Below are 14,027 nucleotides of genomic sequence, written 5' to 3' on the forward strand. Positions count from 1 at the left end.
GCAAGCATAGCATTGGGGACCCCCCAATGCTCATTCCGGCTTCGCCGGACTGCGGGACACCCGAACCCGATAGGAGCAGCAGTGAGCAACGATCATCACAGAAACAGATCAGTAGAGAAGAAAATTCGTTTCACACCTGAGGAGTGGCAACAGGCGTCGGCCATCCTTGACCAGGTTCGTGAGTATCGGCCGATGTCGCTGAATGAGTTTGTGTGTCAGTCGGTGTTGGGCAAACAGATCACGTTGATTGCTGTGCCTTTGGACTATACGAAGATGGAGGTTCAGGTCAACAAGATCGGTGTGAACGTCAACCAGATCGCACATCGAGTCAATGCACAGGATTATGCAACCTTGGAAGAGGTCAGTAAGGTGAAGGCCGAGTTGGCTGAAGTGCATCGTCTCGTCGGTGAGGCGTGGAAAAAATTCAACGAACAGCAGGGCCGATAGGATGGCCGTAGTCAAGATCGGCCAGGTGAAGCAGACGCTTTCCAAGGCCATGCAGTACATCTGCAACCCCGACAAGACCCGGGACATGGAGCTGGTGAGCACCAACCTTCCATCCGTGGGCAAAGACCCTACCGCTTTTGCACAGTATTTTCTTGAAGAGCAGCACCGAATCGAAACAGGCCGCGCCCCGACGAAGACCACACTGGTGCGCGCTCACCACATCATTCAGTCGTTCGACCCGGGTGACAACATTACCCCGGAGAGGGCGCACGAGCTGGGCGTGGAGCTGATGGAACGCATCACCGGGGGCATGCAGCATTACGTGATCGCCACGCATACCGACCGCGACCATATCCACAACCACATCATGCTCAGTCCGGTGAACTTTGAAACATTGAAACGAGTGAAGGTGCCGCGCACCTATCTCAAAAGGCTCAGAACAATCAGCGATGAGCTATGTCTGGAAAACGGGTTGAAGGTGATCCGTGAGAAGAAGGTCAAGTCGTACGGCAAGACACGTCCCGACCTGTACACGCAGTTGAAGGGGGAGAGCGTCAAGGAGTCGATCCGTCTGCGCATCGACCAGACGGCCGGCCGTGTGGAGTCTTTCGACCAGTTCAAGCGCGTGCTGCGCTCCACGGGAGTGTTCACGCACGTGCGTGGCAAGTATCTCACGTTCGAGGATGCGCAGACGGGCATGAGGTTCCGGGATGCGAAGCTTGGCGAGGCGTATGACGAGATGAGCCTGATGGTCAAGATCGGCCAGGAGAGTCTGGAATGCATCAGCTTCAACAGGGGCATGATCGCCAGGCAAGATTCCAGGACGGTGAGCGTATGGGTGCCGGGCACCAGGCGCGGCAAGCGGCTGGTGATTCCACGGCAGCGTCTGGTCGTGGACGGGCAGACGATCCGCGCATGGCTGCCCAGGGATTCGGAACAGGTCTTGAGTGACAGCCGCGGACGGTTCATGCAGCAGGTTCCCACGGAAGGACTCTACGAATACTTCACGCCACCGAGCCTGAACATCGACAAGCTCATACGCAACAGCTTCCCCCAGATCTACACGGCCAACCCCGCGCAGCGGAAACGACTCATGGCACAGGCCATCAAGGTCGAGGAAGTCAACAACGTGGTCAGAGAAATCAATACGGTACGCGAATACCTCCTGGAAGGCGGAATGAGCAGCAGGCAGGCCGTGGCCACCCTGGGAGCAAAGATCCGCGAAAGACAGGACGACCTCCAAGCGCTCATCGTGGCAAGCTGCGAGGAAGGCCTGAACCCTGAACAGGTCGAAAGCCTGGACAAACAGATCAGAGGCAGCGAGAAGGAAATATCAGACCTCGCCCGACAAGTGAAGGCGCTGACCGGACGCGAGCAAAGACTCACACAACAGGAGGGGCAGCGGCGGCAGGGGAAGCACCACGGCAGATAGCAGCTCACAGGTCTGAATCGTGATGTGATTCGTGATCCCAATTGCAGTTATGGTTCCAGAGACCAGCGGGTGGTGTCGCTACACCTGACCTTTCCGCTCGTCACCTTGGGTGTTGTGATGGATTCCACCTGTTTCTGCACAGGAGTTTGTGGCCTGGAAGATCAGTGGCGGTGGTGTGGCGTTGCTGCCCGGCGGCGAGTGTGAAGGATGAGCAGGGTCGGGAGTGCGAGTATGGCGATGAGTGCCAGGATGATGCCGATGCCGGCGGCTGCGTGTTCCTGGATCCAGGCGAGGGGCTGCACGGCGGTGTGTGTGGGAGTGGCTGTGGGTTTGGCCGAGGCGCTGCTCTTGCTGTTCTTGCTGCTGGTGTCGATGGTGCGGCCGGTGTTGACGATGTCGATGCTTTCGCCTCCGTTCAGGGCGATTCGGCTGCCGTCGGGGGAAATGATGATTGATTCGCTTCCGGCCGCGTCGGTTTTTACTGTGCTGACGGTGCCTGTGGCGGTGTCCGTCGCCGTGAGTTGGAAGTTGTCGGCGATGGATCCGTATATCACGGTGCCGTCGGGGGACAGTCCGCACATGTATCCGTTGGCGCACACGTTGCTCTTGACCTGCGTGGTCTTGTCGTTGGCCGTGTCGGTCAGTGTTGCCTTTCCCTGGCCGTCGGCGGTGAGGATGACCGTTCCGTCCGGGGTGGATGCAAGGTATGTGGCGGCCAGGGGTATGGTCAGCCGGTGCCGTACCGTGCCGGTGGCGGCGTTGACGAGGAGCAGGCTGGTCGTGGACTCCTTGCTGACTGGTAGGTAGAGGGTGCCGCCGTCGGGGGATGCGAGGGTGTTGGCCCCGTGGATGAGGTCCATGTCAGTGGGGGCGGTGCCGTAGTCCTGCTCCACGCTGCCGGTCGCCGTGTCTATGCGTACCCATCGTGGCTGGCTGGTGGTCGTGGCCATGAGTGCCCCGTACAGGCTTGTCCCGTCTGCCGACAGGGCGACGGGCGTGAGGAAGGCGCCGTCGAGCTGCTTGAACTGCAGTGCGCTTCCAGTGGCGTTCGTGTCGATCGCGGCGATCCTGTTGACCTTGTGGCCGGTCTCGTCGGCAAACACGCCGACGACGTGCCTGGCATCGGGAGATGCTGCGTAGTACACCAGCTTCGTGGTCTGCACGCTTGCGGTCACGGTATCGGTGGCGGTGTCGATCCTGACGAGCTGGTTCGTGTTGAGACCGGACTGCACGAGCAGTGTCCTGCCGTCTAGGGAAATCCTTGGGTTCGTGGGGTTCGTCACGTGCGTGTCGATCGTGGCGGTCGCCCGTGCGGCTGCCATGTCGATCACCGTGACCGTCGTGTCAGCATTGCCACTGTCCGTGTTGCCATTGGTGACGTACAGGGTCTTCCCGTCCGGTGCGAGCAGCATCGCGTTGGCATGCTTGCCGACGGGCACGGACGCGGCAACGCTCAGTTTCGCAGCAGACGAAGGCGAAGCCGATGCACTGGCGCCTGCACCCCACGCAGCCGGAGCCATGCATACCACCAGTAGCATCAACAGCACGATGGTCACAGGCATCTGCACGCGCCGCAAGCTTCTCATGAGATTCACCGTTCTTCTCCATTTTCGCATCAACCTGAAGGCAGGCCGTCCGACCCCCATCGCTCGGACGGCCTGCAATGATTCACATCACATCCAATGATCGCATCATATCGGACTGCGCCTACCAGATGGCCCTGTCCGATGGCATGCTTCCGTACTGCAGACCAAGATCCACGTATCCGTTCACCTGCTGGCCTGCAGCATGGAATGAGAACCACGAGGATCCATCCCCCCAATAATCGGCGAGCATGAACAAGATGTGGGTCGCTCCCATCGGCGCATCGGTGTTCCCGTCTCCCTGTTTGAGCGCGATCTTGGTTCCGGCCTTCAACGGTGACATCATTATAGTTTCACCATCTGTTGCGGTATAGCACCAGGCGAGGTCCTGGCTAAGCGTGAATACGGCGTAGACGCTCCCATTGATGGAGGTCGTCGTTGCTGCGGCAAGCGATGATCCTGTGGAGTTATAGTCGGTGAATTCTTTTTGTTGACTTGCCCAGTGGTATAGAATGTCTGATCCCCATGAATCGGATTCGTGAATGAATCCGATGACGATGTTTCCGGCTGAGTTTCTGAAATAGATCTCATAGGTATATGAGCTCGCCGGGATAGGTGAGCCTCCGGCCTCCGCACCGTCCTGTCTGATGTAGATTTCGTTGGGATTGATCTGTCCGATCTGATTTGCCGCGTCCGCGTTCTGTCTGGCGTTGTATACGGGTATCGAGGTTGTGGAAAGATTCACGAGTGTGTGGCGGGCCGCGTTGACGGCATTGTGGATGTCGGGTGATGGGTTGTCTGTACTGGAGGGGATGGCGCTAGAGATGGTTTCCGCCCGGGGTGAGGTGATGTCGTTGTCGATTTCCAGGCTCTGGGATCCGCTGGTGATAGTGAGGTTCGATATCTGGTCGAAACCCCAGTTGGAGGGAAGTCGATAACCCATGTTGCCGCTGAAGCCGGAGGACATGTCGGATACGAAACTGTTGACCGCATACCCCGCTTCGCTAACCCTGCTGCACACGTTTCTCGCCCCATAAATACCGATGCGATACATGTCGCCCATCGCCTGGTGGAGGGCCTGGAAATACGGCAGGATGTTGGTCGTCACATCGGCGTCCAAAGCATCAAAATCAACCGCAACAAAGATCAGGGCGTTCGCCGGTATCCCGAACTCCGCACCCGCAGACTTCACGGCTGCGGCATCCACGGCCCCTTGCGCTGCAGTGAAATAGGACAGGGAATTTCCCAATGTTTGGAAGATGGGGAACACGGAAAGGCCTCCGGCGAGAATCCGTCCGAGCTCGCCGTCCTGCAAAGCCTTGTCCTCCCCGTCGATGATGCCATGCGTGATGTATCGTCCCACCATCGAATAGGAGTTTGCTCTCAGAACTGCCAGACGTGCCGTTGTGATCTCGAATCTCGTGTCGCAGGCCGTGCCCTTCCGGGTGTTGTCGCCATAGCTGATGAGCAGACTCATCCATGTGGCCAGGTTCGCCACCCCGGTCTGCGGCAGTGCGCACAGCTGTTGGAACGCGCTGACATTGCTCGCGGAGAAGCCGCCATCGAAATTTCCACTGCCAAACCCATTGACATACAGGCAGAAGTTGAGCAGACGGGTGAAATCGCTGATCTGGCTGGCCGTGTAGGAGGATCCTGTGTAGCTGGTCTGACCGCCTGTATATGGGATCGTCGGGCAGTAGGTCTTGGTGCCAGTGCCGAAATTGCCGTTGGCGACGCTCGTGGGCATGCCTTCCAACGCCTGTAGCACGAGAATGGTGGCCGTGTTCGTGTCCCTGTTATACAGGCCATCGCAGGGAATGATGCCGACGTATGCCTCGTAATCGCGATTCATTTCCTGCTGGAAGGAGCGCACATTGCTGTCCCCGCCGGATCCGGTGACGATCTGGAACTGATTCATGGAAAGCAGGGCCTTCATGAAGTTCACGCTCACGACGGCATCGGGACTGACCTTGCCAGCATCCTCTTTCATAGTGATCACGGCATCGGCTACGGGTTGGTCAAAATGGTTGTCCAATGTCCCGTAATGTTCGGGATTGTATCCCTTGCACCACAATGCGCCTTGGAGAATCGCATATTTGTTGCTTGTCCCCGATGCCGGCTGCAACGGGTTTTGGGCATACAGGGCCTGCGAGGTGGGACCGAAGTTGTCCGCCGTGTTCTGTATCCCCAATTCAATCTGCAACGCGCGCGTCAACGCATAGATCGTTTGCCAACCCGTGAACCCATCCTCGGTGATCGTGTTGTAGCGGGGATCACCGCCATATGTTGCGTTGAGCCACTGCTGTGTGGCTAGAACCATTGCATCTGCCATGATAGGCATCTCCTTCAGAGATTCATCAGAATCGATAAACCTGTAAGTAACTGAATCTTGAACCGTTCGACCGGCCACGTACCCTTCGCGTGTGACCGCTCTACAAAGAGCGGGAAGAGGCGTCGGCGTATTACCCAAGCCCGTTCCTACCGCTGGAACCGTCGTCCTTGACATTTCCACGATCATTATATGCAGGCGACACACGCTGCAAGGGTCACGGAACATGAACGTGCGATGAGCAGTAAGTGACGTCTGTGAGCCTGCTTCCTCCCAGCAGTATGATTATGGCAGGCTCCGGTCTCATCGGCGAGAATGGGGGCTTATTCTATGAAGGGGAAAGAAATGATTCATCATCAGAACTCTATGAAAAAATGGGCTGCGCCCATCGGTTTTTGCCTCACAGCATTCCTACTGTCATCATTCTTCGTTCCCGCCGTCTCGGCCGACGAGCTATCGGATGATACGCCGGCATCCACTGGCAATGTCGAGCTGATAGAAACCGGGAATGTACTCAACCCCGACGCCCTCATCAACGCAGGATCGGCCACCGACGACGAAACAACCATCAGCCCCATGCGAGTAACAGCTACGACTGACGAACTGGAATTGCAGCCCACCTGGCAAAACCCTGCATATGTGTCTCGAACGTCATCCTCGGGAATGATGTCCCGCGCATCCGTTGTATCAAGCGTGTGCACCACGAAGAATTATAAAGTCATCACCAAAGTCGGCGGGGAAGCAGGATCTGGATACGTATACCAGTGCTGGAGCGGCAAGGGAACCTACACGTCATCAACAGCATTCCCCACATATGGTGGAGGAGTCACAGCAGTCTGCCCCGGCAACAACAAGGGACAGATCTACTATCGTGCCACCTGGGGAGGAAGCTGGTTTTGGAGTCTGGTACGTGGACCCGTCTCCACTAACAGCACCTGCTATTCGTTTGCTGCTCAAATGATGTACAGGAGCATTAGACTCAACTCCTGACAGCCGTTATCAACGGGAAGGCGGAGGCACATGCGTGCAACACTCCTAAGACTCGCACGAGTCGCCTGCATGGCGGGCATAACGATGATGCTCGTCATGCCCGCGGCGGCATGCTCGTCCGTCCGGCAGGCGACGCCCATCGAACCCACCGGATCGTCATCCTCAACAAGCAGGGACACGACGCATGGGGAAGCCCCCTCTCCGGCGGCCAACATGTCATCGACGACCACCGCGTCGCCCAGTCCGACAGGGGCGCAGGAGAATCTGGGCACCTACCGGCAGCTGTTCGCCGACCCCACGCTAGCCCAGTGCATGGCAGAGATCATGGGCCAGCACGTCGACGACCAACTCACCCGCCAGGCAGCCGAAGGAATGACCGGCATCGGCGGCCTCGGCGTCGCGAACGATTCCGGACTTCCCGATACCGAGCATCCCCACTGTGGCATCGCATTGAAGAACGTGACCAGCCTTTCGGGACTCGAACACTTCACGAACATCCAGACCCTCTACCTCGATGGTCTTACACACGTTAGCGACCTGACCCCCATACGAGGGCTCGACCGGCTCATGATGCTCAGGCTCAACGGCACGGCCGTCACCGACTACTCGCAGCTGAACATGCCCAAACGCATCTTCAACCTCGACGTGTACGTCAACCCAGGCCAGCCCACACCCACCATCGCCCAGCAGAGAGCCTGGCGCATCAACATCATCACGCAATGACTTGTCCGGCGATGTGAGAGACCACATAAGCTACGCAAGCCAAAATATCACGACAACGGCGATAAGAGCAGCATGCCAGACGATGAGTTAGAGTCCTGGATCACTGCCACCAATGTTTCCTTCGTCGCTGCCACTACTGGGCACACTCCACGAAGGGGCTGCACTGCTGCCATTCTTGGAAGTTCCTGACGTGCTGGATCCTGATGTGCTGCCGGTTGAATGCCGGCGTGTAGTGGATCCCGACGAATCAGAAGAACGATGATACGAGTTCGAGGACGAAGACGGGGAACCCGAAGATCCCGACGCAGCCTGAGCCGCAGCCTGAGCGGCGGCAGCAGCCTTGTCGGCGGCCGCCTTGTCAGCCGCAGCCTTCGCAGCCACGCTATCGTTCACGCCCTTCACCGGAGCGGCCAGCGTCGCCTGAGCATCCCGATACTTCTTGGGATCCTTCACGCCCTTGTCCGCAAGCACCTTGTTCGCCGCGTCTAGCGACTTCTTCAACGTCTCGCGAGTCTTGTTGTCGGCAACCTTGCCGTGCGACGAGTCCAACGTGCCCTGAGCGGCCTTCACCGCCTTCGCCAGCGAAGACTTCGCATCCGCAAGCGACTTCGCATCACGCGACGCCACCACCACACGAGCAGCCCTAACAATGGCACTTGTGTCGGATTGTATGGCTGAGGCATTTGTGGCGAGACGTTCGGCTTGGCCGGTGAGCTGGGTGGTGGTGAGACTGGACGTGCAGGAGACGGTGAGCTGGTCGGCCATGCTGGTCTGAACTTTTTGAAGCGTGGTGAGGGTCGATGGGGTGGTGAGTTGGGTGGGTTGGATGCCTTTGAGTTCGTGCGCCGTGGCGAGACTCTTTGCACGGGCGGTGATGGCTTGTTCCTGACTGGTGAGTGCCGACTGGCACGATTGGAGTGCCTTGCCGTGCTGTGCGCTGTGCCATGCCTGCATGCAGCCTGCGGCGGCAGCTACAAGAATGAGCGCGCCTGCGAGGATGCAGGCGGCTTTGATGAACATGATGCGGCTGATGGCCGGCAGTCGTCTGACTGATGTTGGCGCCGGCCCGTCATCGTTCATGCTCACGGGATCAAGCTGCTGGGTGGGTGCTTCGTTGATGGGCTGCGTCACCTCGTCGGAGACGGGTAGTGGCTCGACCGCCGTTTCAGGTTCAGGTTCAGGCTTTGGCTCCCGTTCGGTGGCCGGCTGTAGGGCCGTCGTGGCGATGCCGTCCGGCTCCTGGGTGTCAACGAGGGAACCGTCAGGACGGACGACGAAGTGATGCTGCCCGTCCGATTCCAGGACGTTGAGTGCATGATCCTCTTTGAGTGTGGCGGCGTCGCGGACGAGGATCGTAAGTATTGCCGAACGCGCTGCCTGCGCGTCCTGTTCGCGGATCTTGCGTCGTTGCCCGTTGACGGTGAGCGTGGCCGAACCGTCATCGTAGATGGCCGCCGTGCACTGGATCATGATATTGAGTCCTTACTGCTGTTGGGTTTCGTTGACCAGATCGTCAGGGATGCGGAAGCTGAGCTGGTCTGCCGTGGGGTTGACTACCTTGGTCACCAGATCGCTTTTCTCATCGACGGTGACTGTCCAGGTGTCCTTTTCCTCATCGAACTGCACATCTTTCCCGTTCTTATCCGTATACCAGGGTTGGATGGAGGCAGTCACCGTGATGGTATAGGTACGATCCGGTTTCTTGCCGGTGACGTTCTGCACCGCCCAGGTGGTGTAGGCGGTTTCGCCGCTGGGTTGGATGCCTGCCGTATGCGCCTTGGCGAACACGGTGTCCCACAGCGAGATATACGACGATGCGGCCTGCTTGCTCATACCGGCGCTTTCCAAGGTGGTTGCATCGGGCTTGGTGACGGCATCGTTCAGCTTGCTGTATGTGGTTGCAATGGTGGCCACGACGCTGGTCGCTTTGTAGACCACGGCGTCGGGCACGTTCGTATAGCTGTCATCCTCGCCACCCTTGCCACCGTCGCCGGCCCCCGTCGATGATGATGCACTGTAGCCGAAGGCTTTGTTGGCGATGGCTGCCTGCTGTTCACGATTGCGGTTCACGGCGCCGACAATGGCGAACGTGCAGCCCACGATGATGGCCAATACGACTGCCGCCGCGACCCCGATTATTGTCCACTTCTTCTTGTTGCTCATAATGTTTTCTCCTTCTCCTTCTTCTTCTTTAATACCAGTGGGGGCTACGGGACTGCCACTTCTCCCATGCTGCGCATGGTGTCCCGTAGTCAGGTCGTGACTTAATGTAGCCCAGACCCCACTTGACCTGGGTCACCCCGTTGGTCTTCCAGTCAGAGCCGGACGAGGCCATCTTGCTGCCCGGCAGCGCCTGGGGAATGCCATAGGCGCCGCTGGAAGCGTTCTCCGCATCGACGCGCCAGCCTGATTCGTGATCCCACAGCTGCACCAGGCAGTTGTATTGGGTGTCATCGTTCAACGCGCTCTTTGCGTAGCTTTTCGCGTCCGTTCCCGTGCCGCCGGCGGAGCCGGAAGCACTGCGGCCGAGTGGATTGTGCTTGATCACGGCCTGCCCGGAGGCCACATATGAGGCGAGCTGGCTGGTGGTGGGGTTGGTCTGGAAGTATTTGCCGCCTCCATAGTTCTCGATGAGCACGGATCCATCAGAGACCTGCGCGATGTAGCCGACGTGCCCGTAGGGGCCGCCGCTGGCGCCGAGAATGGCGACGCCGGCCGGTATGGAGATGATGTCGCCAGCGGAGGGCGTCGTGGTGACGTTCCATCCGGATAGATTGCCGGCGAGGCCCCATTGGCCGCCGTTGCCGCCCAGGGGAGTGAGCTGCGCCCACTTGTATTTCCAGGGTGCGGCGGTGACGCCGGCATCACGGTTGATTCGCCAGGCCACGAAGTCGGTGCAGTTGCCGTACTCGTAGCCCAGGGGAGACGTTCCGTCGTTGTAATGGCCCTTGTATGGGTAGTCGTCTGTGATCGGATAGTTCGCGCTGCTGGTCTGCGTATTCTGGTCGTTCGCGGCTCCTGGAAGCCAGGAGAACAGTGAGGTGATCAATGTGATCACGGCCATGAGAATCACGATGCCCATGATGAGCGGCAGCGACATGGAGCTGACGGCCGCAGCGACCGCCGTGGCCGCACGGGTAGCCAGGGCAACGGCCTGCCTGGTGATGTTGGCTGTCGTTCGTGCGGCCGCCTGGGCCGTCTTCCTGGCCGCTTTTGCTGTGGCTTTGCGGGCCGTGGATTGCGTTGCCTTGCGCGCTGTGCGCTGGGCAACCTTCCTGGCCGCCACGCTGGCCGCCTTTCGTGTGGCCAGCGTGGCGGTCTTGCGCACCGTGGTCGCCGTCGATCGAGCCGCCCAGACGGTGGTCTTGCGGGCTACCATCGCCCCTGCTTTCACGCCGGTGCGTGCGAAGCGTTTCGCCCCCGTTTGCAGGAGCTGTTTCGACTTGTCGCCTAGGCGCTCGTTCATGTCGCGCTGATCGCGTCCGGTCAGGGTCGGCGTCGTGGAACGAATGCCGCTGCTCAGCTTGGACAACAGCCTGCTCTTCTTGCGCCGTTCGTTCCTCACGATGGATTGTGCGCCGCGACGGCGGCCCAGGGCAGCGCCTTCCCTATGGAAGTTCATGCTGCCCTTGCGTGATTTCACGTTGGGTTGGCCGAACCTTACCATGCCGGCCTGGTGTGTCCTGGCTTTCATCAGGACTCGCTTTCACCGAACTTGGTGGAGAACAGCCGGTACAGGCCGCTCGTGGTGGGAATGCGCCCATCGACGGGCACGGTGGCGCTGCCACAGCGGATCAGGCCGCATCCTGCCGGAATGTTGGTGAAGCTGCGCCGCTGCTCGTCACTGAAATGCAGCAGGTCGCACAGGGTGTCGGCATCGGTCGCGTTCTGCTTCAACAGGTACAGGAAGTTCGAGTTGGCGAGCATGAGCCGAGCGTCATCGTTGGAAAGCAGCTCATCGATGTTCTGCGTGATGCCGGTGGGGATCAGCCCCCATTTGCGGGCACGCTTGTACAGGCTACGGAAGTATTCGCTGCTGAACCTGTTTGAGAACAGCAGGTGGAACTCATCGATGTAGAGCCAGGTGCGACGGCCACGCTTTCGGTTGTAGGCCGTGCGACGCCAGATCTGGTCGAGCACCACCATCATGCCGAACGTCTTCAACTCGTTGCCCAGAGACGAAATGTCCCAGGATACGAGCCGGTTGTCCACCTGCACGTTGGTCTCATGGGCGAACAGGTTCAGCGAGCCGTTCGTGTACAGGTCCAACGCTCCTGCCAGCTCGTGGCCTTCCGCTGACTCTGAGTCCTCCAAAGACTTCTGCAAGTCCAGCAAGGTCGGCTGCACCATCGGCACGCCATCATGGGCTGCGGCCGCATGGGTGCGGTACAGCTTGACGGCACACCGGTCGATGAGCGACTTCTGGGCTGCGGTCAGCCCCTCCTTGCCGCCCACCAGGGCTGAGATCATCTGGAGGATGAAGTCGGCCTTCTCGTGGATGGCGTCACCGTCTGCCATGCCGGACTCCAAGCTAATGTCCATCGGATTGACGGTATCCGTGGATCCGGCGTGAATCTGTATGGTGGTGCCGCCATACGCCTTGATGAGCGGCGCATACTCACGTTCCGGGTCGATGATGATAATGTCATCGTCCGGCCGGGAGAGAAACACGTTCGTGATCTCCATCTTGCCGGACTGGCTCTTGCCTGATCCGGTGGTGCCCAGGATGAACCCGTTGCCGTTCATCTCCTGGGTACGATCCGCGAGAATCACGTTGCCGGACTGCGAGTTGATCCCATACCAGTTGCCGTGCGGGGCCAGCAGCTCCTGCGTAGTGAAGGGGATGATCACGGCCGTGCTCGCGGTGGTCATGGTGCGTCTCATCGGCAGTGCGCGCACGCCAAGCGGCAGTTCGGTGCTGATCCCGTCAAGCGTCATGAACGTGGCGCGTTCCGCCTGGCAGGAATGCTTGCGGATCGCGGTCATCACCTCTTCGGTCACCTGGTCGCAGTCCTCCTTGGTGGTGCCGGTGATGCCGATGATGAGCACGGTGCTGAGGATCTTCTGATTCGACTGCTCCAATTCCTCACGCAACTGGGTGGCCTCGTCCAGACCCTCGGTGAGCCGGTGAGGGATCATGGTCTCGTCATAGTGCGCCCTGCGAGCCTTCTTCTGCTCGGTCATGACCTGCATCTCGAACTCGGCTATCTGACGGTTGAGCATGCCCATGCCGTCAGCCTGATCGAACGGCTCGATATGCAGGCTGATGTTCAGATCGCTCTTGATCGCCGTGAGATCCCCGATGAGACTGTCAGAAAGCCAACGCGGGTAGTCACGCACCCACAGCACCGTGTGATGGGATGAACCCGAACCGTTCATCAGCTCACAGCCCTTGCCGTCAGCATCGAGCTTGATGGCCCAGGGGGCGATGTAATCCTTCGTGTGCATGGACTTGCGGGCTGCGGCGAAATCATCCTCCGTGAACGACGGCACCTCGCCGGGACGCATCAGATGCGATAGCAGCGCGAGCCGCTGCGTACGGTCAAGCCGTTCGACACGGCAGCCATCCATGGCGCTCAGCATGCCCTGGATCTCCCCATAGGCGCGGCTCAGCGCTGCGGAAGCCTTCTCCGCATCGCTTTCACGAACCGTCACCGTCAGATACTTTTCGGTGACCACGCTTTTCCCACTGCCGGAACGCAGCTTGTTCGTGGCGATCCTGTTGAAGTCCTCGCGCCATGCATCGAACCGGTCGCCGGTCAATGGCTTCTGCACCAGGTCGGTCACGTCAGCCTCATCGAGCACGCGGTTGATGACATTCTCCTGGATCCTGGTGCCGGAGCCGAAACTGTTAATAAACTTGGCCCACTGATCTACCAGAGCCTCCTTCGTGTCCTGCGCCGACGCCACATAGTTGATGTCGGACATGCTCATCGTGATCGACCATTCATCCTCTCCCAGGTAGGCCATCCCGTCAGGCTTCATCGCCCTGTACGCAATGACGTCGCCCGTGCGCTTGGGGGCAGCCGACCACACGCCACGGCTCACGTCATCGTAGCCGGTGACGTGGCGGATATGACCCTTGGCTGAAAGATGGGTGTCAGCGTTCTTTGAGGTTTTCCTTCTCCTTCTTTTTATCCTGCTTCTGCTCTCTTCTGCTTCGCTGATCTGCTGGGCGGCCTGCGTCCATCCCTCGGTATTCGTCTGCATAAGTAATGACCTTTCGTGATGCGTAATGATTGATGACATAGCCGATGTACTGTTCGGGCTTCAATCCCTTGGGACGCCACCATCCCCAGGCAGCAATGGGAATGAGTATGGGGAACAGGAGATACATCGCCATGTTGGTGGCCGACGACCAGGATGCGCCATTCGCGTGCAGCGTGAAGGCCGCAGCGGCATAGGCGCCGCCACCGACCAGCACGGCGACGGCGGCCGCGCCAAGCTGACGCCAGCTCATGCCAAACATGACCTTCGCCTCATAGGCGCGAACGTCTTTATAGACTTGTACTTCCAATGCCAT

Annotated in this window: 11 protein-coding genes; 4 read left to right on the forward strand and 7 right to left on the reverse strand. The window is 59.2% G+C overall.

Annotated features, from left to right (window positions below; translation table 11 throughout):
- The first annotated feature begins 81 nt into the window (after positions 1 to 81).
- A complete protein-coding gene (mobC, locus tag QN062_RS09820) occupies positions 82 to 447 on the forward strand; it encodes a plasmid mobilization relaxosome protein MobC (protein WP_158215586.1) in 366 nt (121 codons plus the stop codon).
- Position 448: 1 nt separating this feature from the next.
- Positions 449 to 1,879 carry a relaxase/mobilization nuclease domain-containing protein gene (locus QN062_RS09825; protein ID WP_094692125.1) on the forward strand — a complete coding sequence of 477 codons (1,431 nt, stop codon included), beginning with the start codon at positions 449 to 451 and terminating at the stop codon, positions 1,877 to 1,879.
- Between the two features lie 161 nt (positions 1,880 to 2,040).
- Here QN062_RS09825 and QN062_RS09830 read toward each other — a convergent pair whose 3' ends face one another.
- Together QN062_RS09830 and QN062_RS09835 are read right to left on the reverse strand one after the other, a co-directional pair.
- Complete coding sequence (locus QN062_RS09830) at positions 2,041 to 3,474, reverse strand: WD40 repeat domain-containing protein (protein WP_143241929.1); 1,434 nt, start codon at positions 3,472 to 3,474, stop codon at positions 2,041 to 2,043.
- A 112-nt stretch (positions 3,475 to 3,586) separates the two neighbouring features.
- A complete protein-coding gene (locus tag QN062_RS09835; protein ID WP_158215587.1) occupies positions 3,587 to 5,794 on the reverse strand; it encodes a glycoside hydrolase domain-containing protein in 2,208 nt (735 codons plus the stop codon).
- 327 nt (positions 5,795 to 6,121) lie between these two features.
- Between QN062_RS09835 and QN062_RS09840 the strand changes: the two genes are divergently transcribed.
- Positions 6,122 to 6,781: a hypothetical protein gene (locus QN062_RS09840; RefSeq protein WP_143241930.1), complete on the forward strand. Its 660-nt coding sequence runs from the start codon at positions 6,122 to 6,124 to the stop codon at positions 6,779 to 6,781.
- 30 nt (positions 6,782 to 6,811) lie between these two features.
- Positions 6,812 to 7,504, forward strand: a complete 693-nt coding sequence (locus QN062_RS09845; RefSeq protein ID WP_094692129.1) for a hypothetical protein — start codon at positions 6,812 to 6,814, stop codon at positions 7,502 to 7,504.
- Between the two features lie 87 nt (positions 7,505 to 7,591).
- Here the strand turns inward: QN062_RS09845 and QN062_RS09850 are convergent, their stop codons facing one another.
- Genes QN062_RS09850 through QN062_RS09870 form a run of 5 tightly spaced genes read right to left on the reverse strand, consistent with a single transcriptional unit; the run spans position 7,592 to position 14,027 of the window.
- Positions 7,592 to 8,974: a hypothetical protein gene (locus QN062_RS09850; RefSeq protein ID WP_094692130.1), complete on the reverse strand. Its 1,383-nt coding sequence runs from the start codon at positions 8,972 to 8,974 to the stop codon at positions 7,592 to 7,594.
- 12 nt (positions 8,975 to 8,986) lie between these two features.
- The gene (locus tag QN062_RS09855) at positions 8,987 to 9,667 is read right to left on the reverse strand and encodes a hypothetical protein (RefSeq protein ID WP_094692131.1); all 681 of its coding nucleotides are present in this window, start codon (positions 9,665 to 9,667) and stop codon (positions 8,987 to 8,989) included.
- 28 nt (positions 9,668 to 9,695) lie between these two features.
- Entirely contained in the window at positions 9,696 to 11,198 is a 1,503-nt protein-coding gene (locus tag QN062_RS09860) for a CHAP domain-containing protein (protein ID WP_094692132.1), read from the reverse strand.
- The gene (locus QN062_RS09865; protein WP_158215588.1) at positions 11,198 to 13,714 is read right to left on the reverse strand and encodes a VirB4-like conjugal transfer ATPase, CD1110 family; all 2,517 of its coding nucleotides are present in this window, start codon (positions 13,712 to 13,714) and stop codon (positions 11,198 to 11,200) included. Before QN062_RS09865 ends, QN062_RS09860 begins: the two co-directional genes overlap by 1 nt.
- On the reverse strand, positions 13,605 to 14,027 hold the full coding sequence (locus QN062_RS09870; RefSeq protein ID WP_094692134.1) for a PrgI family protein: 423 nt from the start codon (positions 14,025 to 14,027) through the stop codon (positions 13,605 to 13,607). Before QN062_RS09870 ends, QN062_RS09865 begins: the two co-directional genes overlap by 110 nt.

The organism is Bifidobacterium sp. WK012_4_13, assembly GCF_041080835.1.
GTDB classification, from domain to species: Bacteria; Actinomycetota; Actinomycetes; order Actinomycetales; family Bifidobacteriaceae; genus Bombiscardovia; species Bombiscardovia fermentum.